Here is a 25,133-nt window from a genome sequence, read left to right on the forward strand (position 1 = left end):
GCAAGCATTGGTTTTGCATTGGTTTTCAAAACAAGCTCTCATAAGATAAAAGCAGCGTTTTTTACAAATGTAAGGCTTTAAAAACTGTTATAAACATTAGTTGCAAACGTTTTTTATAAAAATCTCATTTTATGGTTAAAATGTTTAAACGTGCATTTAGAAAAGCTTTCATAAGCGTCTTTTCACTTTTCTTTAAAACCTAATTTCTTTAAAAATCAACCCGCTCAAATTTGAGCTCGTTATCTTTAGAATAGAGCATTTCTAACTCAGTATTATTAAAATAATCACTTGAAATTATACCTATATAGATATATTAATAATCATGAGTAAAATAAAATGTATCATATGGCTTGGATCTTCACTCAAAGATATAAAAAGTCTTCCTGATCTTATTCAACAAAGGATTGGTTATGCTCTTTATCTTGCTCAGATAGGAGATAAAGGAGAAAACGTTAAGGTTCTCAAGGGGTTTGGATCCGCCAATGTTCTAGAAATTATTGAACATGATATTCAAGGAACTTATCGCGCTGTTTATACGGTACAATATAAAAAAAATCTCTTTATGTGTTGCATTGTTTTCAGAAAAAATCGACCCATGGTATTGCAACACCAAAAACAGACATAAATCTGATTAAAGAACGTCTCAAATTAGCAAAACAATTAGAAGGGAATTAAAATGATCAATGTTTTTCACGATAGTTCCAATGTTTATACGGATCTTGGTTTTTCAGATTCTAAAGAGATGCTTATAAAAGCGCAACTTGCACATAAAATTAGTCAAATTCTTAAAGAAAAAAACTTAACACAAAAGCAAGCTAGTCAACTTTTAAAAATGACCCAACCCAAATTATCTAAACTTTTAAGTGGAGAATTTCGAGGGATTAGTGAAATGAAAATGCTTGAGTGTTTGGCAAAATTGGGAAATGATATCAAAATTGTTGTAAGCTCAGAAAAGGTTAAAACGCTTGAAGGACAGTTTGAAGTTATTTTTGCTTCTTAAACCTCTTTATGATTTGCTTTTTATGGTCTATTCATACATGCCAATCTTATATAAAAAATGGTCAATTTAAACATGCATAAATGTGTGGATTATTAAGTGAATTCATATAAAATAATTGCACTCAATATATTGATTTTATTGTGTTTTTTGATATTATACTGAAATCGAAGTATTATCTGTATCATAGTTGTCCATGAGATAATTACTCTTTTTAAGAAATACGAAAGCCTTCAATAAAAAATTATTGAAAACGTCAAGGATAGCACATGTTTTTACTAACTTTTACTAAAGTTTTTAAATTTATATTAAGTCGTTATATTGATTTGTAATGATAATTTATTATTTCTTATGTTAAATGAACAAACTGAATATCCTATATTTTCCATTTAAAATTTGTTTATATTCAATCAATTAAAATCACTTGCTGCACATCACAAGAGTGACTAGAGTGTGGATAGAAAACGTCTTATGAACCTTCTCGGGACCAAAAGCTATAGCAACACTGGAAAACTGGAAACAATGTATGATAGTATCGGCTTGCTCCTTCATAACTGTAAAGATGCTGGTATCCTAGTATATTATTCGCGGAGACTTTAGCATTATACCATTCACAAGCATCATCACGAAATAGGTGCGGTATGCCCTAAGAGGTGCCTTTTTAAAACAAACTCATAAATTAATCAAAACAAGTTGCATCACATTTGAGCTGTTATCTTGGTAAGTGAGGAACATTCCCCTATTCAAAAACGTGAAACATAAAAGTGTAATTTCCATTATTAAAAAGATATTGATGTGGGTGCTTTGAAAGTTGCAAAAACAAAATTAAAAGGAAATGGTCAAGCGATTGATTGCTTCGTACCTCCCCCACATCATTTTCTCTAAAAATTTTATGAAATTGATACGCATCCATCTTTAAAAAATTAAATAATCTACCATTTAAAGATGGAAAATATTGAAGAATATAAATACATTCCTAAATTAATATATACACGTTTTGCTTTTTGAAAAATAAATATCATATTTTCCCAAAATAAATTATGATTGCCAGGATGATCTGGTAAAATAACTTTATTTAATAAAAAATTACTCTGTTTATTAATAAGTAAATCTGCAGTATAATTATTATTCGTAATATTAACAGATGTTTCTCCTTGAAAAACTGTACGTTAAGATTCTTTCACAGCATATACAAAGATTAATAATAGAGAAAATATAGCAAAAAATATTTTATATTCATTTTTTAAATTTACCTCATTTAATAAATATTCATAATGAATTTAACATAAATCTATCTTTTTGTCTATATTATATTAAAAATAAAAAATAATATTACTTATCATATAAAATATGAGATAAGAAAAACTTAAAATTTATAATAAATTAATATTTAATTAATATTGTTTTTCATAAAAATAAAAAAGTAAAATAATAATACTATAAATTTTGAATATTCGTTCTATATCTTTCTCATGTACTGTAATATAAAACTTCATCCAAGAATCAGAACTACCCTTTCTCAGAATGAATAAGAGGAACGGTTTTTTTTATGGTAAGCGCTACAAAAGATGCAACAAGCACTTTCAAAAAACCACCAATTAAAAAACCCAATGAGCTCATTAAAACTGTCAGCAAAGGTATTTGTGTCATATACGCTGTCCATGGAATACCAAAAGCATAAACAACACCTATACCACCCACAGTATTTATCAAGAATAAAAATATAAAATTTAAGCGCTTCCCAAATAACTCAACCAATAAGCCAATGAAAAATGCTGCAAAAGGAAAACTGATGAGATAGCCACTCGTAACTCCTGAAAAAACACTAACTCCACCACGACCACCAGGCAATAGAGGCAATCCAATCGCAATAAGAACAAGGAAAAGAAATGATGCGAGAGCTCCCCTTTTGGCCCCAAGTATAGACCCCGCTAACATTGGAGCCATAGATTGAGCTGTAATAGGGACTCCTAGAAAAAAAGGAAGATAAACAGGAGGGAAGAGACTCAAAACAGCATAAAGAGCGGCAAATAAAGCTATATAGACTAAATCTTTTGTATTCACTAAGTTATTCCTTCATTATGGCAAATTTAGTTATTTTAGTTATTATTGTATAATTAATCAAAAATATCGGCTTTATAAAAGCATACTTCCAATGCCTTGGATATAAAGAAAAATATTGTAATAATATTATCTATATGAATCATATTAGATTCTACAATATTTTATTATGTCATAAATTACTACAGCTTAATTCATTAGACTTGTGATAGCATATAACTATCATATAGTAATAGCATGACGAAATGATACATCTATTTTAGCTTATTCTTATTATGATTTATTTTAAATGTATTACATTATAATGATACCTTCAAAATAAAACCTATTTTTTCTGTGAATTAATGAGAGGAATAGATCTTTTAATTGCGAGTGCAACAAAGGATGCAATCAATGCTTTTAAACAGTCACCTATCAAAAAACCTGAAGAAGCGATTAAAACCTTCAGTAAAGAAACTTTGGTCATATATGCTGTCCATGGAACACCAAAAGCATAGACAATTCCTATACCACCCACAGCATTTATCACAAAGAATGTTATAAAATTTAAGCGCTGCCAAAATAATTCTACCACTAAACCAATAAAAAATGCGGCAAATGGAAAACCTATCAAATAGCCACTCGCAATCCCTGAAAAGACACTGATCCCACCACGACCACCAGGCAATAGTGGCAATCCAATCGCAACAAGAACAAGAAAAAGGAGTGATGCAAGAGCGCCCCTTTTGGCCCCAAGTATAGACCCTGCTAACATCGGTCCCATTGACTGAGTTGTAATAGGAATGCCTAAAAGAAAAGGAAGATAAACAGGAGGGAAAAGGCCTAAAACAGCATAAATGGCAGCAAATAAAGCGATATAGACTAAATCTTTTGTATTCATTTGATTCTGCTTTACTATAAAAAACTCGGATTATTATGAGATACTGTATCAATAGTATCAGCATCATAAGAACGCGCTTCCAACGCTTCAGCTACTTCTGAAGCCATTCTGATGGTCCGTATAATTAAAGGTATTGCAAGAGCGACAATATTCGTATTAAGTCCTCGTGCTTGCTGTGCTTCATGGACTTCATTAAACTTTTCGCTTAAAAGAGGAATAAATCTGATCGCCATAGAGATAACCATACTCACTTTTGATGGATTTATACCAAAACAACGAAAGGGCTGAAGCCCTGCTTCAATTGCATCCACCATATCTGAAACTTTTGTTGTGAATGAAATAAGTGATGATAAAGAAAAAAGGACAACAAGGCGTAATATAACCTCAACTCCTGTAAGCCAACCGACAAAAATAGTTTGAAATAAAAATAGAAGAACTAAAAGCAATCCCATCGATTTAAACTGTTTTATTACAGTGCTAAAAGGAACCTTGGCAACTCTATAGAATAAGGAAACCAACAATAAAAAGAATCCAAGAAGTGGTATAGATGAAACCATTATTATAAAGGTTCCACATACTGTAAGAAACAACAATTTAACTCTAGGACTTAACCTATGAATAAATGTATCCCTTGGAATATATAAACCGATCATGACATTCTTCTTATATACTCCTTGATAGCAATAAAAGGTACATCATCAATTGCTATCTCCCCCTTATCAAAAACTAGGACTCTATCAAACTTTTTCAAAAACTCCAAATCATGCGATACAACGATTGCCGTTTGTGGTAATTCTTCTATCACTTGCGTAACACGATGCTTATTTCGCAAATCAAGGAGTGTCGTCGGTTCATCAAAAATAATGTAATCTGGTTTCATGGCCACCACACTGGAAATAGCGACGAGCTGTTTTTGCCCACCACTTAATAGATGAACAGCGTGATTTCTGAAATCTTGAAGTTCATAGCGCTGTAAAATTTCATCTACACGCTCCTTAATTTCATCTTTACTAAGCTTCAAATTTTTAAGACCAAAGGATAAATCTTCTTCTACTAATGGTAAAACAATTTGGTTATCAGGATTTTGAAAAACAAATCCTACTTTACGCTTTACCGCCTTTGCATCACGTTTTGTATCAAGCCCATCAACACTTACAAAACCATGAGATGGCAATTGGAGCCCATTGATAAGACGAACAAACGTACTTTTTCCAGAACCATTTGCACCAATAACAGCAATCCGTCTTTCGGTAAGTTGTACAGTAATATCCTTTAAAACACACAACTCACCAAAGACTTGTGTCACCTTATCAAATTTTATTCCCAAGGTTTATTCCAATCAAACCCGTTTTTTATTACCCTTCTATTGTTCCCGTTTAAGCTTATAGCCTAAAATTAAAAATAAGCACCATAGAGGAATAATAATAACTGCCAGACTCATATCAGGCATCTGTACAGGGATATACGTTTCAAGAAAAGGTATTCTTATTCCTATCATCTCAAAAAGTCGAGCCATTAATCCATTTTTCCCAAAACCACTTATAAACATTATACAAAATAATAAAACAAGAAAGCATAAGCAAAGATAATTAGCGTAAGGATATAAACCAAACGCATAAATAAAATTTCCTTTTCTGTTCTCATGGGCCTTTCGAAATTTCAAATGAACAATAACAATAATAGCCCAAGTAATAAGTGCTGCTGCAGTTGCAAGAGCCATAATTCGCATAAAACTATTATCAGGAACTAAAGCATTAATAACAAGAATTATTGCCGTACAGAACGATGAAAAAAGGATAGCAATATAAGGAACACGAGCAGCACTCAGTTTACTGAAAATATGTGGTGCATTTTTTTGTATAGCTAAACTATAAAGCATACGACCATTAGAATAAATGCCACTATTATAAACAGAAATAGCCGCCATAATAACCACAAAGTTCAAAATATGACCCGCAGCGGGAATTCCTACAGTTTCAAAAATTGTAACAAAAGGACTACCATCTTTTCCAATCATATTCCACGGACTGATTATCATTATAACGCTGATAGAACCAACATAAAAAATTATAATTCTCCACATAACTTGACGAATAGCCGCCGGTATTGTTTTTTGTGGATTAGACGCCTCTCCAGCAGCAATACCAATAAGTTCGGTTCCTCCAAAAGAAAACATTACGACAGACGTCGCCAAAATAACCCCTATAGCTCCATAAGGAAAAAAACCGCCGTGATCCCAAAGATAATGGATACTCGCTTGATTTTCCCCTATTCCAGAGACAATGAGAAAAATCCCAAAAATAATCATACCAATAACAGCAGCAACTTTGATTAAAGCACAACCAAATTCAAATTCTCCATAAAAACGAACATTAAACAAATTAACTAACGTGACAAACAAAAGTACAATGAAGGATGACTTCCAATGATCAATCAAAATCCAGTGATCAAGATAGAATCCAATCACTGTAAGTTCAGTCATGCTCACAAGAATATATAAAAACCAATAGTTCCAACCTGTTATAAAACCTGCTAAACTCCCCCAATATTTATAAGCAAAAAAACTAAAAGCACCTGATGCTGGTTCTTCTACGGACATTTCACCAAGCATTCGCATAATGAAATACATAATAAGCCCACCGATGAGATAAGCTAAAATGACTGAGGGACCTGCTAATTGAATTGCCTCAGTTGATCCATAAAAAAGTCCTGTCCCAATAACACCACCCAAAGCAATCATTTGAATGTGGCGATTTTGAAGGCTACGCTTCAATTCATTATCCGTATCCTCAAGCATTATTCTTCACTCCCCCTTGATATTGATTGCAATCTTTACACGAAAGGCTGATGATATCTTCGACTTATTTTTTTTTCAACAGAAATTATATAAAGAGAGCATAAACTTACTTTTTTGTCATAATGCAACTCTTAGTCTTTCTATGCATTATGCGAAATGTTCCATTGAAACTACAGGAAGAAATATGCTTCGCCCTTTATTTAAATTAATGGCTTTCATTTTTTCTACATTAACAATTATAGCATTGGCTATTGATAATGCGCACTCTGTCATAACATCACATTGGACAATAACCCCCCTTTATAAAATTCTAGTCAATCTTCTGCAAACAGATATCTATAGCCTTAATCAATCTTTATGCAAGATAATGCCGGATTTTCTCTCCTCAATTTGTATTACGATCACTTATCTACCAGCATGGATTATCTTTGGTGCTTTAGCAATCGTATTTTGTATCTTAAACTACGAAAAACCAAAACCTTTTCATAAAATATCATATATATAAAATGAAGAATAAATTTAATCTTGAAAAAGACTTCTAGAACTCACCGTACGATACACAACCTGTCGCTTAAAGTCCCTCATCCTATCAACACAACTAAAAGCCATTTGATCGTAAGAACGGGTTAAAACGCTTTACTATTATAATAAATATATAATTCAATCACGATTTCTAATCGATAACATCATTTTATTTGCATCAATTCAAAAAAATTAGCGAATAAATTTACCCCCCGTAGCTAAGAAAACTCTATACAAAAAATAGAAATCCATTGAAATATCTATATTTTTCTGCAGCTGTTTTATAATCTACAAAAAACTTCCTTAGTTCTAGTATTAGAAATCACATATAAAAAATTTCTTCCAATATCAGCACACCTTATAAAATTGAAACTTCTTGAAATGAATAAAAAAATTTCTAAAGCTTATAAAAACTGTTCTACATGCTAAAAAATGCATCAATAAAAACTAATTTGTAAATAACACATAATCATGATAGAGTTCTTTTTACGTCTTTATCCCATTGTGGTATCCACCTCTATCTTATCTAAAAAAACACGAAGCTAGTACTAGAAAGATTGAAAAAAATATCTTCATAGGGGCCCGCTTCTCACATAAAATAGAATATCATTGGGCTGCTAATTCACATACTTGTTTTAAAGAAACATCTCTCAATACGCCCAAGCCTATTTTGCAACATAGACCATGAATGATATAATAGTAAAGCCATGCAGTACCTCTATCTTTACGCTGTCAAGTAAAAAACCGGTACCCTTACATATTTTTTCAGCCCTAAAATATTGCTACAGCCCTTGGTCCTTGAGATGATTCATCAGAAGCATTTTTAGCCATTTCTTAATAGTTTTTGAACCACACAGGCTCATCGCGTTTTTAGCTTGCAAAAACACGAGTCTAACTTATTCGATATGAGGGAGATCTAAAATGAGAGAATTTTATGCTACTCAATGTTTTAATTCAAGTTGAATAATGATAAATTATTACTAATAAATCGGCATGTTGCTTTATTAATAAACTGGCAAAATAACGGCTTCAGTAAGGCTTTGCTCTTCTAAATCTGAAAATCGTCTCACTAAAACATCAACTTTTTTAGACATCTCATCTAAACTTTTCCATTGATCAGCGATCATACGAGAAAGCTCCTCAATAAATTTTTCTTGGTAAGCTAGCTTCGTTTCTAATTCTATCAACCGATTTTCATCTGACATGATTCCAACTCCACCTTCAGTAAAAAACATGCTTAATTTTATCCCCCTTTTTTCTTTCTATAAAATTGAAAAGTAACCTCAACTAATTTTATTCGTCCTATTTTCACATTTACATAAGGTTTAATTTCCTAAGCACTTATTCAACAAATTTCTTTTTCAACAAATTTCTTTCTTATCTTAGAATCAGAAAATATTTTTATCTTTACTAAGGTATCTTAACACCATTTTCTACCCTGAAGAACTAGGTTCCCAACATCTTAATTTGAACACTATCATAAATCGGAAAGCGTTTTATAGCATTAAGATCAACGAATACTGCCCCATGATTTTTGTACAGTTCTCCTCCTTCAATTATGATCACATCTTATAAATTATTTTATAAATTATTGAAAAAAATGCATACTTGCTTTTATACGTACTTTTAGCTATTACCCTCAAATTAGTTTTGTCTCATTGACTTACAAATCTATGCCGCATTAGCTCAGTTGGTAGAGCACATCATTCGTAATGATGGGGTCGCTGGTTCGAATCCGGCATGCGGCACCATTTTGTGTGATTAATACACTGAAATACATATATTCCACCCTTTGCAATTTATACAATTTCACCTAATTTGTTCTTATTTTTCCATATTTTTCTTTTGAGTAAAAATCTAGAGTTTCTTTTTTCCACCTCAAAACTCTATCTCACTTGTATGACTCTACAAAGTCCCACTTCGAAGACTCCAAGCTCGAATCGTTGTTATGGATGCACTAAAAAACTGTACATATTCACGAGTTGTGACATATCTATCGCTATGATTTAAAGAACATCTCATTTTCATATTATATAAATGGACGAAGAAGCAGGAAGGAAAAAAATCTCCCTAACTTCAAGCTGCTTTTATCAAAATCTTTTGTATCCTTTGTGTTATTACACCTAAAAAATTTCAAAAGCTTGATTGATTTATTTAAGATGTTGCTGAAAACGTAGCCAATATAACATTAGAATTAGATAGAGCAATATCCTTGCCCCAAACGGCCCAACAAAATGCTTCATATGAAGAAAACGAAGGCATTATTCATATGAGTGAATACATAACTAAGGCTATTGTTCAATTGTTCAAATTTATTACAGTACAATATTTTTTAAAGGACTATCAAATATCATTATTCTATATATTGAATATGCTCCTCTAATATATCGTTTCCTTTGAAAACAGACGGTAAGAGAAGGATAAAATATCCATTCTGTTCTTATATAAACATATTTTATTTATAAAAAATTTATGTAACAATCTACTTAAAATCCTTAATCAATTTATTTTTTTAATAAAATTAAGCAACTAGAGAAAAAACAAATAATAATTAATTTAACTATAGCTTTTTTGTTAAATGTGTATAATACATTACGTATTGCACATGCTGATTCTAAGATAAATATCAGATATATTGTTAAATATATTAATGTGTCTTTTTGTTTTTTATGGAAAATTTCTATGGTGTAATTTATGGATTATAATTAAAAAATTAATATGTTTTATTTCATTAGTTGTTATATCTCTTATTTTTTATTGAATAAGTTCTCTTCTTTATCAGTATTATTTGAGTTTTTCAAGTAAAGTATTCAAATAATTTTGAATCAAACGTAAGAGTTTGTGAGTGAAATTTATCTGATTATAAATTGAATTTATTAAAAGTTATTGTCTTTAGACGAAGATCAATTGCTGCAAAATGAATAGTTGTTAGCATAATCTTTGTTCCAAAAAACGATATGGATCTCAAAAAGAACCCATTATGGATGTTTTTGATCTTTAGATTCTTTCACTGTTCTGTTCTTTAAAATGAGTAGATGTAAGTTTTCAATTCATATCCTGCTTTGTGTGGGTTTTTTATAGGACAAGGATAATGCGAAAAATATCAAAAGAAGGGCTTGCACTGATTAAGCAATGGGAGGGCTTACGTTTAAAAGCCTATGAAGATTCTGGTGGAATATGGACTATTGGTTATGGGCATACAAGTGCAGCTGGTGCCCCGAGTGTTCATAAAGACATGCAAATTACGGAAAAAGAAGCTGAAAAAATCCTTTGTCAGGACTTGAGAGAGTGTGAAGCCGTTGTTGTAAAAGCTGTTATAGTTCCTTTAAGTGACGAACAATTCGCGGCATTAGTATCATTTTGCTATAACGTAGGAATAACAGCTTTTTGTAAATCTACACTTTTAAAAAAGCTCAATAAAGGTGAATATGAAGTAGTACCAACTGAATTGCAAAAATGGACAAGAGTTGGAGGGAAACGTATTCAAGGTCTTGTCAATCGTCGAGCCGCCGAAGCAGGATTATGGGCGAAAGGAGCTCATGTTGCCCCCAATTATCATGTAGTGGAAGCAGAAGGTGTGACAGGCATTGGCAAAATAGAAGCTCTTGCACCAATCATAGGCTCTTTTTCAGGGCTTGGGGGGCTTTTTGCAGGAAATGGTCCTGTCCAATGGGCCTTAGCAGGCATTATGGTCTTAGCTGCTGGTACAGCTATGGTATATATTGCTAAACGTTTTCAGGAGCACCGCCTATGATCTTATGGATAAAAAAATATCTGACGACATCGTCAGCAATCATAGCAGCTTTTTTTATAGCTTTAGTAAAAGCCTTTTTTCTTGGTAAAAGAGTTGAGAAGCAAAAACAAACAAAGGAAGCTTTTAATATAGCAAAAACACGCCTTGAGGTAGAAAATGAAATTAACAAGAAAAGTAATGCTGATGTGCGCAATAAGCTTTCTAACTGGTTGCGCGACGAATGAACGAACCTCTTGTATTGGATGGCTGCCAATTTATTTGAATCGACAAGACATCAATGTCATTAGCCCCAATTTGGCAAGAGATATTCTAAAACATAATGAACAAGGTGAGCGTCTATGTGGGTGGAAATATACACGAAAAGTGAAATGATAAAAATCCAATTCCTTTGAAACATTAATCAGTGAAAAATTTTAAAGAGGTAAATATATTCAAATTAGAAGTAGAAGCACTTAAAGGATTAAAACACTTTATGTGCTCTCTTAATTTAATTGGCGTGACTTAATTAATTTAGAGTGACAGGGAGGTGCTTGGCTTGAAATAAAAAGATTGAACTGGTTATATTCGCATAAAGTAATTGAGTGTATCAATATATTCTAAGAGCTATCTCTGTTCTCTGATCAAAGCAAAAGAAAATATGTGCTATGCATTGCGCTGTTATTGCCATTCAAAGATCTGATGATATAAAAGTTGTCTTCAGCAAAAATGATATCTAGAGACCTATCCATGCTTAAGAAGACCAGTCCACAGAACTGCACAGGGTTGTTGGCTTTTTGTACGATTTGTAAATAATATTGTTTTAGCTTTTTTACCCTCATACTCCTGAAGATAAACTAAATCCTTTCGCACTGTGTCTACTTTTTTTGTTAAAGGAATGCACACATTGCGTGTGATATTGGTTGTTAATTTTGCTCAACGTCAAGCAATCCCTTGCCTATTTATATATGATGAGGAAAGCATCCTGTTATAAATGTCCATAAGAATGCTGCAAAAATTGATATCAGCAAAGCTTCTTTTATCACAAAGGGAAAAGAAGTTCTCTTGCTTGTAACTGGGGAAACCATGTAGATTTGTCTTGATGCGGCCGAAAAACTCCCAAAATATGAAATTATACTAACCGTTGTCAGTGTACCAACAATTCGACCTTTAGATGATACATCTGTATTAAAACTCTGCAAATCTCACCAATCTGTCATTTGTTTGTGAAGAGCATAGCATTCAGGGGGCTTGGAGAAACAATTGCAAAATACTTATGGAATATAGCATTGCATGCAAATTTGTATTACTAGAAATACCAAATGAGCCAATCTGTAATGGAAAGCCAATGGAATTGTTTTGGCAAGTTATGAAATAAGTCAAGAAGGTATAACGAAAACTGTATTGGCAATGACATAAGATACAAAAAATATTAAATTGCATTTTAATATGATCGCCAGTTCAAAACTATCATAAATCATTGATGAAAATAAAAAAATGGCTGAAGAGCATTAAATCGCGTTATCTTTCTTTCTAGGAAAGCATTTTATTTAAAAGATACTACACTGTATTTTTCATTGGTTTAAAATCCATTCCATAAAAGACAATATCATATTCATATAATATAATTATTCATTAGAATAAGCATAAATACTATAGATATTTATAGAATATATCTCCATTTTTATTATTAATTTATATATTACTGATAATACATATTGATTTTTAAATAAAATTATTTATATACCATATGTATTAATTGCAATTAAAAAACATAATTAATTTATTATACTTTTATAAATAGGAGAGAAAAAATGCTCACAGCATTATTTATATCTATTTTTTCTATATCAACAGTTGTTATGCCTTTACTGGCAGCGCTTGTTCCTTTTTATCCTTAGAATAAGCTTTTAAAAAAGTGAATAAAAGATGTCTTCAGTGTCTTTTTTGCTTTAATTGTTATTAAGATTTTTTCTTTATTGGACATTTTTTATCATTTTATGGAGAAGAATTTTGACCTTTTTTAACGTTAACTGTCAACATATCTGTAAAATATACAATTATGTTCTTCTATAAAAAGATTTTATTTTTCTAAAAGCAGTATAAAACACAATTTTCATTGTTTAAAGACATCTTTATTCACTAAACTTTCGCGTGTAATCTCTTTGAGTGTCTGAGCACCAGTCAGTGTCATAGCGACCCGCATTTCATTGGCAAAAAGATCAAGCAGGTGAGCAACACCTTTCTCACCTGCTGCTGCAAGAGCATAAACAAAAGCGCGACCAATCATCACAGCATCCGCGCCTTGTGCGATCATGCGTACAACATCAAGTCCAGAACGCACACCAGAATCCACTAAAATAGTCAAATGATCCTTTACAGCTTCGGCAATTGCTGGCAACGCACGCGCTGTTGATAAAACACCATCGAGTTGGCGCCCGCCATGATTGGAAACAACAATACCATCAGCACCTAACTGTACTGCTTCTCGTGCATCTTCTGGATCAAGAATACCTTTTAGAATCATTTTTCCCTTCCAGAAATCTCGGATCCATTGTAAATCATGCCAACCAATTGATGGATCAAAATTTGCCCCAAGCCAACCAACATAATCATCCAATGCAATCTGCTTTTTGAGATAGGTGGAAACATTTCCAAGATCATGGGGGCGCCCCATAATACCAACGTTCCAAGCCCAATGAGGATGCGTAAAAGCTTGTAAAAAACGACGTAATCCAGCATAAGGACCAGACATCCCCGAATGTGCATCACGATAACGTGTACCTGGAACGGGCATATCAACAGTAAAAACCAACGTGCGTACACCAGATGCCCAAGCCCGCTCTAATGAATCACGCATAAAACCACGATCTTTGAGAACGTAAAGCTGAAACCAAAATTTCCCCCCAACCGCTTCCTGCACTTCTGCAATAGGGCACACTGAAACAGAAGATAGAGTAAAAGGAATCCCTTTTGCTGCTGCGGCACGCGCGGCTTGTACTTCACCACGGCGTGCATACATTCCCGTTAACCCAACAGGTGCAATAACAATCGGTAAATCAAGTCTCTGCTCAAAAAGCTTGATTGAAAGATCAACTGTACCAACTTGCCTTAGAATCCTTTGACGCAGTGCAAGAGCTTGAAGATCTGTATAATTACGCCGCAGTGTTTCTTCAGCATAAGCCCCACCATCAATATAGTGAAAAAGGAAAGGAGGAAGCCGACGCTTTGCTGCCTTCCGATAATCAAATGTTGAAGCAATAATCATTGATGGCACCATTGTTCCTAAATGAAAAGAGAAAACATTCCAAAACGCATAAGAGCCCCTTGTACCTCCTATTTGATATTCTCACAAAACGCTCTATTGCATAGATAGAAATAACAGGGATTGCAACTTTCTAAAAAACTAATTGATAAAAAAATATCTTTCTTTCTCTTTTCCAATTTTAAAACATTATAGTATGAAGTAAAATCAAAAACGTATGCACTCATAATTTATATATTATTGATGTACAAAAATTTCTGTAAATAGAGACTTCTTCGAAAGCTATTACTTCGCCTATTGGTTTGTTGTAATTAAAAGCCGTTTCTTCCTCCAAAGATTATGCACATAATCGTTTATAAGAATAGAAAGTCTATACTCATTAAGTATAAACCATAATTTCCCCAAAAGATGAAAAAAGCCTTTAATTAATAATTGAAATAAATCTGTTTTGTACATCCAGAAATCATCACATATTAATATTAAAAAATCATACCAGTTACTTTTTCAAAAAATTTTAATGTGCAGACGAATAAAAGACCTGCATCTTCAATAATTCTCTGGAAATATTATAAATCTATAAATGAGCTCCTAAAATTAAAACAATATTCATTAAAAATATTACTGAACTGTAGTGAAAAAATTATTTATTGGCTCTTAATGATAAGTTTTATACCAAATAAAACATACTAGATATTTAAGCTCTAGAAAACTGAATTTTATAGGAAAATTAAGGTCTTGCATGTTTGTTTTGAAAAGCGAAGATTTTATTGTTATATCTAATTTTAGTAAGTCATTGATTTCTTTTCATAAGATATATGCATAACATATTGAATAAGTATTGAAACTATTCTTCTTTTCATCATAAACGGAACTCGTATGAATAAAACTCTTCAAAAAGAAGTCAAAATTCCTCTCATATCCTCTAAAATGCAAAGACAGTCATAGCTTGTAAAACTGAAAATAGAGTGCATCGTACCGATTTTGTAAAGGACAAATTTCTTACTTAAAATACATTTTATCACAATTCGTCGTTTTCAGCTCATTTAAAATGCTTGGATAACTTTAAACCCTGTGCTTGATAATGTGATCCAACATCATGCCCATAAAGGATTGAGGGTCGATTAAGCATATGCTCATAGACCAAACGACCAATAATTTGTCCATGCTCTAAGATAAAAGGAACTTCACGGCTCCGTACTTCTAAAACCGCTCTTGCCCCTTTACCACCCGCCTCTTTATGTCCAAATCCTGGATCAAAAAAGCCTGCATAATGCACCCTAAACTCACCCACTAAGGGATCAAAAGGAGTCATTTCTGCGGCATAAAGCGGAGGCACATGAACAAACTCTCGTGAAACTAAAATATAAAACTCATCAGGATCAAGAACCAGCTCCCTTTGTCCACGATCAAAAAGAGGTTCCCAAAAATCTAAAACGTGGGCAACAGCACGTTTATCAATATCAATAACACTTGTATGATGTTTACCACGATAACCTATAAACCCGCTTTCGTCCCCTTTTAAATTAATGGAAAGTCCAATACCACCAGCGCTAATATTAGGAAGATCATCCGATATCAGTGTTTCTTGCCTTTGCAAAGCATGCAGCTCAATTTCATTTAAATAACTTTGCCCTTTTCTAAATCGAAGCTGTGATAAATGCGAGCCTGTACGAACCAAAATTGGAAATGTTCGTGGACTAATTTCCAGATAAAGCGGACCATGATAACCAGCACAAATTTTATCAAACTCCTGAGCATTGTCCGTAATAACTCGTGTAAAAATATCTAATCGTCCCGTAGAGCTTTTTGGATTAGCAATAGCAGATAAAAATTCTGGTAAGGCTAAATTTTCTAAAAGAGGAACAATATAAACACACCCCGTTTCCAAAACAGCTCCATCTCGTAAATCAAACTCATGTAACTTTAACCGTTCAAGCTTATCCAAAACTTTTGTATCAAGACCCGGCATAAAGGAAGCACGTATACGATAAGCTTTCTCCCCTAAACGAAGATCAAGGCTTGCGGGTTGTATTTGAGATCTATCAAATGGATATCGAGCTTTCAGAAAGTTATTATTAATCAAAGCTTGTATATCACTATCTGCTAAAATACCGCTTATACGCGCCATATATGTTGCCTTCCCTTTTTACACTGTTTCTTTTTTGACCTAGATGATAAATTGGTGCAAGCTATTTTAAGATGATAAAAATTATTTTTTCTATTTTTTTCAAGTAATTTGTTAATATTGCGAATAATGAAGAACATTTAGTATAATACGCTCTGAAAAAAAATAAGAAATATTTAGAAATAAGATCTCTCATACCTTCTCATTCTTGAAAGTTGCACAAATAATGTTATCATAATTTTCCATAACCCCCTTAAGAACCCTGTTAGAATTTATGATGATTATACGCCATCTTAGCGAAAATATTATTAATCAAATCGCCGCTGGTGAAGTTATTGAACGGCCAGCAAATGTTGTCAAAGAACTTGTTGAAAATGCTATTGATGCTGGTGCGACGCGCATTGAAATTATTACAGCAAATGGTGGAAAAAATTTTATAAAGGTAAGTGATAATGGTTGTGGGATTCCGGCAGATCAGTTAACTTTAGCCGTTTCTCGCCATTGTACCTCAAAGATCACCGATGATGTACACAATATCTGCTTCCTTGGGTTTAGAGGAGAAGCCCTCCCTTCTATTGGTTCTGTTGCTAAACTTAAACTCATTTCACGAACAAAAGAGGCTGAGAATGCTGCTGAAATTTCCGTTACTGCTGGAAAAATTGTAGGCCCCAAACCAGCTGCAGCAAATCTTGGAACAATTGTTGAAGTTCGTGACCTTTTCTTTGTCACGCCGGCACGATTAAAGTTTATGAAAACTGATCGGGCTGAAACAAATGCTATTAGTGATATGATTAAGCGAATTGCTATCGCATTTCCACATATCCGCTTTTCTCTTTCAGGACTAGACAGAACATCTATGGAACTGCCTGCGACAGAAAATAATACGCAAGGACAATTACAACGTATTACCCAAATTATAGGAAAAGAATTTGCCCCTAACAGCATCGCACTGAATGCTGAACGCGAATCCGTACGCTTAACGGGGTTTGCTTGTTTGCCATCTTTCAACCGAAATAACAGCCTTTATCAATTTGCTTATGTTAATGGGCGTCCTGTGCGCGATAAATTTCTATGGAGTGCAATTCGTGGTGCTTATGCTGATGTCATGACACGGGATCGTTATCCTGTCGCTATTCTTTTTATTGATCTCCAACCTACTGATGTCGATGTTAATGTCCATCCAGCCAAAGCTGATGTACGATTCCGTGATCCAGGATTAATTCGTGGTTTAATCGTTGGAGCAATTCGTGAAGCATTGCAGCAATCTGGTATTCGCCCTACTTCAACCCGCTCTGAAGCAATGCTTGCTGCATTTCAAACACAACAATCATCGGCACAACAATCTTTGGGTAATTTTAAAAACGCTTACCAATCCTCTTCTTACAACCCGCAGGCTCATCATTTTGCCACCGCTTCAATGGTTCACAAACCGTTGGATAGTACCAGCTCTTTTGGTTTAAAAGAAGATGCCACTCCTATTATGGAAGGCTTAAATACACCAAGTGGAGATGCATATATTCCAAGCACTATACCTTCATCAGAAGAGTTATCTTATCCTCTAGGTGCAGCCAGAGCACAAATTCATAAGAACTATATTATCGCTCAAACTCAAGATAGTTTGATCATTGTCGATCAGCATGCTGCCCACGAACGATTGGTTTATGAAGCACTCAAAAATGCACTTTATGCCAAACCACTTCCTTCACAATTATTACTCATTCCTGAAATTGTAGAACTCTCTGAAGAGGATGCAACATGCCTTTTAACGCACAAAGATGCTTTGCAAAAATTTGGATTAGGAATAGAACCATTTGGACCTGGTGCAATTCTTGTACGTGAAACGCCCTCTATGTTAGGAGAAATCAACGTACAAGCCCTTATTAAAGATCTCGCAGATGAAGCCGCTGAATATGATACAACAAACAATTTAAAAGCAATGCTTGATTATGTCGCAGCAACGATGGCTTGTCACGGCTCCATACGGTCAGGACGCCTTTTACGCCCCGAAGAAATGAACACACTGTTACGACAAATGGAAGCAACGCCCAATACAAGTACATGTAATCATGGGCGCCCTACTTATATTGAACTTAAATTAGCAGATATAGAACGGCTTTTTGGCAGAAAATAAACGCTTAATCATTTTGACAAAAAAATTTTTTTTAAATTAATTCTGGACTGTATAATATATCTTATGGCATTTTTTTGAATAATAATGTCAAGTAAAAAGGAAATGTAGAAAATGTTTTCTAATGATGAACGCGAAGCAAAAGTTCGTTATTCTAATAACGGATATGACATTGTAGAATATGGAACCTATACCATTTGTGCCGTTAGCGGACAAAAAATCCCTATAGATGATTTAAAATATTGGAATCATCACCGCCAAGAAGCCTATGCCAGTTGTGAAATTTCTTATCACCGTGAACTTGAATGCAATCCATATCTCAAGCAATTGTTAAAAACACAAGAAGACTAATCTCTTAAAAGCTATAAATTTAGCCTTTGCCTTTCGCACAAGAAAATTCACAGGAACGTTTTCTAAAGCGGGTTATAACCTCCTCAAGAAGCATACGGCAGAAATTTTTTTGAACAAAATCGACATTCACATCAAAAACAATAAGATTTTTCAAATCTTTTTGCGTATGAATTGTCTGTACACGAATATAATCTTTAGCCGTTGTCGCGAGCCATAAATTGTGCATTTTAGCCTTTTGTACAAGGCTTGTTAAATTTTTATCGGTGAAAAAATAGTGATCTGGATAGGTATAAGTTTGCACCACATGACCAGATAATTCTTTAATGGATTGAAAAAATTTATCTGGATTGCCAATACCCGCAAATGCTAAAAATGATTTTCCTGCAACCTCATCAGAGGCACTTGCCTTAAGATAAGCACGATACAAAGGCTTTCCCGTACGCGCAACGAGAAAAGCAATATGATCACACACATCTGAGTGGCCAATCAATAAAACACTATCCATAAAAAAAAATTGCGTTTTTAATGGTACACGTAAAGGTCCTGCTGGAAAGACAGCTCCATTGCCAAAACCACGCATCGCATCAACAACAAGTAATGCATAATCCATATAAAGGCGGCGGCTTTGAAAGCCGTCATCCATTAAAATAAGATTACACCCTTCTTGTTTAAGCCGTTGTGCTGCTGCATAACGATTAGCCGATACAGCGACAAAAGCATGCTGTGCCAGTAAAAGGGCCTCATCTCCAACATCGCGTGCAGTGTCATATTTCTCATTGACAAGATGCACCCCTTTAACTGCCCCTCCATATCCCCGTGATACAACACCAGGGATAAAGCCAAGTTCTTTAGCCACTTTGGCAAAAGCGATAACAACCGGCGTTTTACCCGTACCACCACATGTAAAATTTCCAATACATAAAACCGGAAGATCAATCGCAGGCGGTTGTCTTGTCATAAAACAACGTGAAAAATAACCATATCCCCATGAAACTGGAGCTAATAAAAAACGCAAAAAGCTTTTATTTTTCCACCAAAAATGGGGGGCACTAATATGCATATCCACCCTGACTCTGACGTAACCCAGTTTGTATGACAAGAGGTTGTAAAAATGGATCTAAAATCTTTAATGTGCGCTCAAGTGCACCTGCCATACCTGTTGCTACCTCATGAGCCTTATCAACCATTTCTTGTCGCAATGTTTCATTTGTTAAAAGCTTATACACCTGAATCGCAAGCTGTTTTGTATCTTGAACCATATATGCTGCATCACGTACTAAAAATTGTTCGAACATCTCTTGAAAATTTGAAACATGAGGGCCCGTTAAAATAGCAGAACGAAGCAAAGCTAATTCCAATGGATTATGTCCCCCCTTTTCACATAACGACTTACCAACGAAAGAAACTTTCGATAAGCGAAGAAAAAGCCCCATTTCTCCAATCGTATCGCCCCATAAAATGTCGGTATTCATGTTTGGAAGAGTATTTTTGCTTCTCCGAATAAAACGTAAATTCTGATTGTCACATTTTTTGATAAGATCTTCTAAACGTTCAGGATGTCGCGGCACAATAATTGTCAATAAATCTGGCAAATAATTTTTAACAATCTTATGAACCTCAAAAGCAATCTCCTCTTCCCCTTCATGCGTTGAAACAGCGGCCCAAACTGGACGATTGCCAATAGCATTACGATAACGTGCAAGCAATGCTTGATCTTCAACCAAAAAAACATCAGCCTTGAGGTTACCAGAAAACGTAACAGATTTTACACCAAGGGTATGGTAATAAATGACATCCCTTTCGTTCTGACTAATCGCCAAATCAATATCCTTAAAAATATGTTTGGCAAGAATGCGCCGTTTTTGCCAAGCTTTAAAAGAACGTTCAGACATATGGGCATTAACCAAAATCTGCGGAATACGCATTTTAGCAAGTTCTTTAATGCGCAGAGGCCAAATTTCGGATTCACAAATCAAAACGAGATCAGGCTTCCAATGACGAATAAAACGCCGCACGACAAAATCTAAGTCCAAAGGAGTATATTGATGAATCAACCGATTACCAAAATGTTTTTTCACGAGAGAAGAAGATGTCACAGTCCCTGTTGTCAATAATACGTTGATTTTCAATGATAAAATATGATTAATGAGTGGAACAAGTGCAAGTGTTTCTCCCACACTTGCTGCATGTAACCAAACTAACGAGCCTTGGGGACGTAAAAGTGAGCTTTTACCTAAACGCTCTTTTTTGCGACACCACTCTTCTTTTCCACGGATAGCACGAAAAAACAAATAAAAAGGGATAACAGGACATAAGCAAAAACCAATCATCCGATAGGTTAAAAGAGCCGCATGTGCCTTTAATTCTACCATTTAAAATCACCTCATCCAGCTGTTTTGAGATATCCATAGGCTTATTTTGTTAAAAATTTCATCAATACTATTGGTTACATCCATATTTTTTAAATTTTTCTATAAGAATAGCATATACACAATAGAATAGACAGATCATTGATTATACAATGCCTCTATTCCAACTTTCATCTACTATTCCATATGAAATATCCACATTCATAGCTATATTTTTTCAGATTTAAAGGCATTTCAAAGGTTAATAATACTCAGTTTTTATAAACCTGATATGCTGTACATTGTTCTGTTCCAATCACAATAATGTTACGCTTACATTGTTTTGTAAATTCCATATTTATCTTCGTACAACCAAGAAAAAATAGAGCAACAACTTCCTCAATTTGAAAACAACGAAAATTTCGATAGAATACTCTTTATGCAAAAAAGAGATAATAAATGAATAATCATCACCTTTGTGCCTTCTTTACAATGGGCATCTAAATTTAACTTATAAAGAAAGAAAAACCTTCGCTTTTACAATAAAAACTCACGCAAACAACCTTGTTATCAATAAATGATCCTTATTTTACCAAAAGCGCTCTAAAATTTATCGCCTTTAAACTCTTCTACGTACTCTGACATCACATCCATAAACTTAATCACACTGTATTCACATAATTAGGCAATATATTGATGTATCATTATTTACCATAGCGTAATTTGCCCTGAATATTGTAAAATTTTTCTATTTAAAGCTAACTTATGTTGAAATAATCAAAACCTTTTGTTTACACACCACAGGTAGAGGGAACATAGATAAAAAATACTGAAACAAGGAGGCAAAATGCCTCTTATTCCCTATATCAAGTGCTAAAGTTTATTCTTAATATTTTTAGCTCGCAAAGTGTATAATGATGTAAGCTTGTATTTTTATTAATATCTAAGCGTAATGATGATAGTGATGCAATAATGGATTTATACCTTGTGCGAACACCATTATGAAATGAATTTGACTTCTTGAGAAATATTTCCTTCAGAAAGCATATGAATTTACAACAATAATAGCACCTACAGCGTTCTGTTTTTCTTAAAGGACAAACCTATGAGAAAGCACAACAAACAAACATGAGGTAGTGGATATAATAATCTCAAACTTTACTCTGTATCACCTGTTTCAATATCAAGAAACTGATGCAAATCTACTATGTAATAACGTTGTAATGCATTATCTACACTGCTTTGCGCTTTTGCCTGCCATGCTTCTTGAGCGGATTGATAATCTGAGAAAATACCAACCACATCTAAACCATCAGGATTTTTAAATTGGTTGCTCTTAAGATTTTTTAATTCACCACCAAATACAAGGTGCAAATATTGTTTTTTTTCGTTGGCTTTAGTCATATGTGCCTCCATATCATTCAGATAATTTTAGCGCGCTTTTATGTGATTAAACTAACTTTGCTTGACGAACAACATCTATCATATCCTGACAGCAATTATTTTTACCAGCAATTAAAAGTCCATATTGATAAGGTTCAATTCCATAAGATAGTAAAGGGGCATCAAGCGATAAAAAACGCCCGCCACACTCCTGCAAAATAAGATCAGCCGCAGCAATATCCCATTCATGACAATTGGGACGAACTAATACGATATCAATCTCATCTTGAGCAACAAGAACAATACGATAAGCAAGAGAGGGGAGATGCTTATAAGGACTGATTCGATTGCGAAAATCATCTGGTAATTTTTGTACAAGCGATTTATCAAGCGAAATTTTATATTTTCGATGAACCTGAAAGGCTAAACGAGGAAGTTTTATCCCATTTAATGTTGCCCCTCCACCCGTGACAGCGGCGTAAACATCTCCTTGAGCTGGGCATTGTAGAACGCCCACAATTGGACGCCCATTCTCAATAATGGCAACCGAAATACACCAATAAGGACTGCCAGAAAGAAAACCTCGTGTTCCATCAATAGGATCAACCACAAAGAAACGTTCATAACCTTGTTGTTCCCGATTATCCTTTGTTTCTTCTGAAATCCATCCATAATTTGGACGCGCTCCAAGAAGCTTTTCCTTCAAAAAATGATCAACAGCAAAATCTGCCTCACTGACCGGTGAATTACCTTCTTTAATCCAAACATCCAACGTGCATCCAAAATACCGCATTGCTAAATCTCCTGCCTCTCGACAAACATCACGCAAAAGATTTAAATCAGAAGAATAATGCGTGTTATTTTCCTGCAAGTGTCATTCCTTCAATTAACAATGTTGGAGCCGCTGTCCCATAACGCCGATCAATATCATTGGCCGGTGTTAAATGTGCTAACATATGAAGCAAATTAGAACCTAGCGTTACTTCGCTCACCGGATAAGAAATTTCACCATTTTCAATCCAAAAACCGGAAGCACCCCGACTATATTGACCGGTAATAAAATCAATGCCATGGCCGAATAATTCTGTCACATAAAACCCACTGCGTAAATCTTTTATCATATCGCAAGGCGATACTAAACCCGGTTCAATAGCAAAATTTGTACTTGTCGGCTGCACCAATGACCCCGAACGCGCACCACGCCCATTTGTTTTAAGCCCCAATTCACGTGCTGTAGATGACGAAAGAAACCAATTTTTTAAAATACCATTTTCAATAATATTGAGTGGTTGCCCCTCTATCCCTTCTCCATCAAAAGGATGAGAAGCATTTCCACGCAAAAGCAAAGGGTGATCGGTTACATTAACATCAGACTTCATCACTGCCTTGCCTAAAAAATCCTGTAAAAGACTCGTTTTACGAGCCACAGAAGCTCCATTGACCATAGAGGCGATATGCCCCGCAATTCCACGAGCCGTACGTGGATTAAAAATAACATCAACACCTCCTGTCGCTACACGAACTGCCCCCAAACGTCGAACTGCGCCAAGCCCTGCATTTTTTCCCACGGTTTCTGCGTCCTCTAAATCAGAAAAATGTAAGGCTGTTGTATAATCATAATCCCGCTCCATCTGTGTCCCTTCCCCTGCAAGAGCACTGCAAGAACGTGAAAAGCAACTGGAGCGATAGGCTCCACAAAAACCATCGCTGGTCACAAGAACAAAACCACTACGGCCATAAGCTGTTGCAGCACCTCCGGAATTGCTTACGCCTTTAACATCAAGAGCCGCTGCTTCTGTTTTTAAAGCATCTTCTGTTAAAAAATGACTGCTTGGCACAAAATCATCAAAAAGATCAAGATCTTTAGGATGCTTAACCAAACACTCTTTATCTGCCAAACCTTCAAATAAACTATCGGGAGAAGCTTTAGCCATCGCAACAGCACGTTCTGCGAGCTCTTGCGGATAAGACGCTAAATTAGCAGAAACACTTGCTACTTTTTTTCCAACAAAAACCCTTAGAGTAAAATCATTGCTCTCGGCTGCTTCTGTCGATTCAACTTTCCCAAAACGAACAGATACACTGGTGGAATGGACATGAACAATAACAGCATCAGCAGCATCCGCCCCAGAACGCCTTGCTGCTTCAACCAATGAAACCGCTTTCTCAATCTGGTTTTTGTCAGTCATTATAGACTCCCTAAAATATTTTATTATTTACATTGATAAACACTCTGACAAATTCATACAAATCAGAATATAACTCTTGTTTGTTCATTCATAAAATGATGCACGTCTCATGCATTCTTGTCTTTTTAATGCATTAAATCACTTCCCTTTTAGCTTCTTGATGAAAAGACGTAATATGTCGTAAAATCTCTTTAGTTTCAAGATTTCTCATGAGCCTTTATCATTTTAAAAGCCAAATCTGCAACTCACCATCAGATCAACAGAAAACCTCGTAAATCAATAGAAGATTTAGCAATAACCCTTGGATTTAAGCTACAATCCTCAAAAATTCAAAAAGCATAAAACGTTCTAAACAAC

The 25,133-nt window shown here is 34.4% G+C and carries 20 protein-coding genes, 1 tRNA gene and 1 pseudogene; 9 read left to right on the plus strand and 13 right to left on the minus strand.

Annotated features, from left to right (window positions below; translation table 11 throughout):
- Positions 1-322 precede the first annotated feature (322 nt).
- Together CER18_RS02375 and CER18_RS02380 are read left to right on the plus strand one after the other, a co-directional pair.
- Positions 323-675, plus strand: a pseudogene (locus CER18_RS02375) (type II toxin-antitoxin system RelE/ParE family toxin).
- A gap of 1 nt (position 676) precedes the next feature.
- Positions 677-1,000, plus strand: a complete 324-nt coding sequence (locus CER18_RS02380) for a helix-turn-helix domain-containing protein (protein ID WP_100128507.1) — start codon at positions 677-679, stop codon at positions 998-1,000.
- Positions 1,001-2,506: 1,506 nt separating this feature from the next.
- On the opposite strand, the gene CER18_RS02390 is transcribed toward CER18_RS02380, so the two are convergent.
- From CER18_RS02390 to CER18_RS02410, 5 genes are all read right to left on the minus strand, one after another.
- Entirely contained in the window at positions 2,507-3,061 is a 555-nt protein-coding gene (locus tag CER18_RS02390) for a biotin transporter BioY (RefSeq protein WP_100128508.1), read from the minus strand.
- A 322-nt stretch (positions 3,062-3,383) separates the two neighbouring features.
- The gene (locus tag CER18_RS02395; RefSeq protein ID WP_100128509.1) at positions 3,384-3,938 is read right to left on the minus strand and encodes a biotin transporter BioY; all 555 of its coding nucleotides are present in this window, start codon (positions 3,936-3,938) and stop codon (positions 3,384-3,386) included.
- A gap of 14 nt (positions 3,939-3,952) precedes the next feature.
- Positions 3,953-4,591 carry an energy-coupling factor transporter transmembrane component T family protein gene (locus tag CER18_RS02400; protein WP_100128510.1) on the minus strand — a complete coding sequence of 213 codons (639 nt, stop codon included), beginning with the start codon at positions 4,589-4,591 and terminating at the stop codon, positions 3,953-3,955.
- Complete coding sequence (locus CER18_RS02405) at positions 4,588-5,265, minus strand: energy-coupling factor ABC transporter ATP-binding protein (protein ID WP_100128511.1); 678 nt, start codon at positions 5,263-5,265, stop codon at positions 4,588-4,590. The genes CER18_RS02400 and CER18_RS02405 overlap by 4 nt, the downstream gene beginning before the upstream one ends.
- Positions 5,266-5,301: 36 nt before the next feature.
- Positions 5,302-6,735: an amino acid permease gene (locus tag CER18_RS02410; RefSeq protein WP_100128512.1), complete on the minus strand. Its 1,434-nt coding sequence runs from the start codon at positions 6,733-6,735 to the stop codon at positions 5,302-5,304.
- A gap of 184 nt (positions 6,736-6,919) precedes the next feature.
- Here CER18_RS02410 and CER18_RS10375 point away from each other — a divergent pair, with 184 nt between their 5' ends.
- On the plus strand, positions 6,920-7,240 hold the full coding sequence (locus tag CER18_RS10375; RefSeq protein ID WP_100128620.1) for a hypothetical protein: 321 nt from the start codon (positions 6,920-6,922) through the stop codon (positions 7,238-7,240).
- A gap of 1,021 nt (positions 7,241-8,261) precedes the next feature.
- Here CER18_RS10375 and CER18_RS02420 read toward each other — a convergent pair.
- Positions 8,262-8,462 (minus strand): SlyX family protein, encoded by a 201-nt coding sequence (locus CER18_RS02420; RefSeq protein ID WP_100128621.1) that lies wholly within the window; start codon positions 8,460-8,462, stop codon positions 8,262-8,264.
- A 470-nt stretch (positions 8,463-8,932) separates the two neighbouring features.
- Between CER18_RS02420 and CER18_RS02425 the strand changes: the two genes are divergently transcribed.
- The 4 genes from CER18_RS02425 (at position 8,933) to CER18_RS10390 (ending at position 12,217) form a co-directional block, all read left to right on the plus strand.
- Positions 8,933-9,008, plus strand: a tRNA-Thr gene (locus tag CER18_RS02425).
- A 1,340-nt stretch (positions 9,009-10,348) separates the two neighbouring features.
- Positions 10,349-11,011, plus strand: a complete 663-nt coding sequence (locus CER18_RS02435; protein ID WP_100128513.1) for a lysozyme — start codon at positions 10,349-10,351, stop codon at positions 11,009-11,011.
- Positions 11,008-11,235, plus strand: coding sequence for a hypothetical protein (locus CER18_RS02440; protein ID WP_100128514.1), 228 nt, complete (start codon positions 11,008-11,010; stop codon positions 11,233-11,235). The genes CER18_RS02435 and CER18_RS02440 overlap by 4 nt, the downstream gene beginning before the upstream one ends.
- A gap of 844 nt (positions 11,236-12,079) precedes the next feature.
- Positions 12,080-12,217 (plus strand): transketolase C-terminal domain-containing protein, encoded by a 138-nt coding sequence (locus tag CER18_RS10390; protein WP_280951562.1) that lies wholly within the window; start codon positions 12,080-12,082, stop codon positions 12,215-12,217.
- Positions 12,218-13,103: 886 nt separating this feature from the next.
- Here the strand turns inward: CER18_RS10390 and lldD are convergent.
- Entirely contained in the window at positions 13,104-14,255 is a 1,152-nt protein-coding gene (gene lldD / locus CER18_RS02455) for an FMN-dependent L-lactate dehydrogenase LldD (RefSeq protein WP_100128516.1), read from the minus strand.
- Positions 14,256-15,291: 1,036 nt separating this feature from the next.
- The gene (locus CER18_RS02460) at positions 15,292-16,380 is read right to left on the minus strand and encodes a 2'-deoxycytidine 5'-triphosphate deaminase (protein ID WP_100128517.1); all 1,089 of its coding nucleotides are present in this window, start codon (positions 16,378-16,380) and stop codon (positions 15,292-15,294) included.
- 274 nt (positions 16,381-16,654) lie between these two features.
- Here CER18_RS02460 and mutL point away from each other — a divergent pair, with 274 nt between their 5' ends.
- Together mutL and CER18_RS02470 are read left to right on the plus strand one after the other, a co-directional pair.
- Positions 16,655-18,508 carry a DNA mismatch repair endonuclease MutL gene (gene mutL, locus CER18_RS02465; RefSeq protein WP_100128518.1) on the plus strand — a complete coding sequence of 618 codons (1,854 nt, stop codon included), beginning with the start codon at positions 16,655-16,657 and terminating at the stop codon, positions 18,506-18,508.
- Positions 18,509-18,619: 111 nt separating this feature from the next.
- Positions 18,620-18,856: a DUF2093 domain-containing protein gene (locus tag CER18_RS02470; protein ID WP_100128519.1), complete on the plus strand. Its 237-nt coding sequence runs from the start codon at positions 18,620-18,622 to the stop codon at positions 18,854-18,856.
- A 19-nt stretch (positions 18,857-18,875) separates the two neighbouring features.
- Here the strand turns inward: CER18_RS02470 and lpxK are convergent, their stop codons facing one another.
- The 5 genes from lpxK to CER18_RS02495 all read right to left on the minus strand — a co-directional run bounded on the left by lpxK (position 18,876) and on the right by CER18_RS02495 (position 24,776).
- Entirely contained in the window at positions 18,876-19,916 is a 1,041-nt protein-coding gene (lpxK, locus tag CER18_RS02475; protein WP_100128520.1) for a tetraacyldisaccharide 4'-kinase, read from the minus strand.
- Positions 19,906-21,228 carry a lipid IV(A) 3-deoxy-D-manno-octulosonic acid transferase gene (waaA, locus tag CER18_RS02480; protein WP_100128521.1) on the minus strand — a complete coding sequence of 441 codons (1,323 nt, stop codon included), beginning with the start codon at positions 21,226-21,228 and terminating at the stop codon, positions 19,906-19,908. Before waaA ends, lpxK begins: the two co-directional genes overlap by 11 nt.
- A 1,134-nt stretch (positions 21,229-22,362) precedes the next feature.
- Positions 22,363-22,608: a DUF4170 domain-containing protein gene (locus CER18_RS02485; RefSeq protein WP_100128522.1), complete on the minus strand. Its 246-nt coding sequence runs from the start codon at positions 22,606-22,608 to the stop codon at positions 22,363-22,365.
- Positions 22,609-22,654: 46 nt separating this feature from the next.
- Complete coding sequence (locus CER18_RS02490) at positions 22,655-23,458, minus strand: 3'(2'),5'-bisphosphate nucleotidase CysQ (RefSeq protein WP_100128523.1); 804 nt, start codon at positions 23,456-23,458, stop codon at positions 22,655-22,657.
- A complete protein-coding gene (locus tag CER18_RS02495) occupies positions 23,445-24,776 on the minus strand; it encodes a TldD/PmbA family protein (protein ID WP_100128524.1) in 1,332 nt (443 codons plus the stop codon). The genes CER18_RS02490 and CER18_RS02495 overlap by 14 nt, the downstream gene beginning before the upstream one ends.
- Positions 24,777-25,133: the final 357 nt, after the last annotated feature.

Source organism: Bartonella tribocorum, assembly GCF_002777915.1.
Lineage (GTDB): Bacteria > Pseudomonadota > Alphaproteobacteria > Rhizobiales > Rhizobiaceae > Bartonella > Bartonella tribocorum_A.

What these genes read in the sequence shown, in the direction of transcription:
- CER18_RS02380 (WP_100128507.1), top strand. Translation starts at nt 677, where the DNA reads ATGATCAATGTTTTTCACGATAGTTCCAATGTTTATACGGATCTTGGT.
- CER18_RS02395 (WP_100128509.1), bottom strand. Translation starts at nt 3,938, where the DNA reads ATGAATACAAAAGATTTAGTCTATATCGCTTTATTTGCTGCCATTTAT.
- CER18_RS02400 (WP_100128510.1), bottom strand. Translation starts at nt 4,591, where the DNA reads ATGATCGGTTTATATATTCCAAGGGATACATTTATTCATAGGTTAAGT.
- CER18_RS02410 (WP_100128512.1), bottom strand. Translation starts at nt 6,735, where the DNA reads ATGCTTGAGGATACGGATAATGAATTGAAGCGTAGCCTTCAAAATCGC.
- CER18_RS10375 (WP_100128620.1), top strand. Translation starts at nt 6,920, where the DNA reads ATGCTTCGCCCTTTATTTAAATTAATGGCTTTCATTTTTTCTACATTA.
- CER18_RS02420 (WP_100128621.1), bottom strand. Translation starts at nt 8,462, where the DNA reads ATGTCAGATGAAAATCGGTTGATAGAATTAGAAACGAAGCTAGCTTAC.
- CER18_RS02435 (WP_100128513.1), top strand. Translation starts at nt 10,349, where the DNA reads ATGCGAAAAATATCAAAAGAAGGGCTTGCACTGATTAAGCAATGGGAG.
- CER18_RS02440 (WP_100128514.1), top strand. Translation starts at nt 11,008, where the DNA reads ATGATCTTATGGATAAAAAAATATCTGACGACATCGTCAGCAATCATA.
- lldD (WP_100128516.1), bottom strand. Translation starts at nt 14,255, where the DNA reads ATGATTATTGCTTCAACATTTGATTATCGGAAGGCAGCAAAGCGTCGG.
- CER18_RS02460 (WP_100128517.1), bottom strand. Translation starts at nt 16,380, where the DNA reads ATGGCGCGTATAAGCGGTATTTTAGCAGATAGTGATATACAAGCTTTG.
- mutL (WP_100128518.1), top strand. Translation starts at nt 16,655, where the DNA reads ATGATTATACGCCATCTTAGCGAAAATATTATTAATCAAATCGCCGCT.
- CER18_RS02470 (WP_100128519.1), top strand. Translation starts at nt 18,620, where the DNA reads ATGTTTTCTAATGATGAACGCGAAGCAAAAGTTCGTTATTCTAATAAC.
- lpxK (WP_100128520.1), bottom strand. Translation starts at nt 19,916, where the DNA reads ATGCATATTAGTGCCCCCCATTTTTGGTGGAAAAATAAAAGCTTTTTG.
- waaA (WP_100128521.1), bottom strand. Translation starts at nt 21,228, where the DNA reads ATGGTAGAATTAAAGGCACATGCGGCTCTTTTAACCTATCGGATGATT.
- CER18_RS02485 (WP_100128522.1), bottom strand. Translation starts at nt 22,608, where the DNA reads ATGACTAAAGCCAACGAAAAAAAACAATATTTGCACCTTGTATTTGGT.
- CER18_RS02495 (WP_100128524.1), bottom strand. Translation starts at nt 24,776, where the DNA reads ATGACTGACAAAAACCAGATTGAGAAAGCGGTTTCATTGGTTGAAGCA.